Origin of the sequence: Flavobacterium sp. EDS (assembly GCF_020991525.1) — a bacterium.
GTDB lineage: Bacteria > Bacteroidota > Bacteroidia > Flavobacteriales > Flavobacteriaceae > Flavobacterium.
On record NZ_JAJMOZ010000049.1, the window covers coordinates 1 to 603 of the forward strand.

Below are 603 nucleotides of genomic sequence, written 5' to 3' on the forward strand. Positions count from 1 at the left end.
GCCATCTAGTTGTTCTTGAGTAAAATCAGAGAATGTAAATGATTTTCCATCTGCTCCTTTTAATCCATCCAGTTGTTCTTGTGTAAAGTCTGCAAACGTAAACGCTTTTCCATCCGCTCCTTTTAAGCCGTCCAACTGTTCCTGAGTAAAGTCTGCAAACGTAAACGCTTTTCCATCTGCTCCTTTTAAGCCGTCCAATTGCTCTTGGGTAAAATCAGAGAATGTAAATGATTTTCCATCTGCTCCTTTTAAGCCATCCAATTGTTCTTGGGTGAAATCAGAGAATGAAAATGACTTTCCATCTGCTCCTTTTAATCCATCCAATTGTTCTTGGGTAAAGTCTGCAAACGTAAACGCTTTTCCATCTGCTCCTTTCAATCCATCCAATTGCTCTTGGGTGAAATCAGAGAATGTGAATGATTTTCCATCTGCTCCTTTCAATCCATCCAATTGCTCTTGTGTGAAATCAGAGAATGAAAATGATTTTCCATCTGCTCCTTTTAAGCCGTCCAATTGCTCTTGAGTGAAATCAGAGAATGTGAATGATTTCCCATCCGCTCCTTTTAATCCATCCAATTGTTCTTGAGTAAAATCAGAGAATGA

The 603-nt window shown here is 39.0% G+C and carries 1 protein-coding gene; it reads right to left on the reverse strand.

The annotated features are described in order from the left end of the window. Positions 1-603, reverse strand: a 603-nt coding sequence (locus tag LPB87_RS20620; protein ID WP_230729228.1) for a hypothetical protein, incomplete at both ends; no start/stop codon positions are given.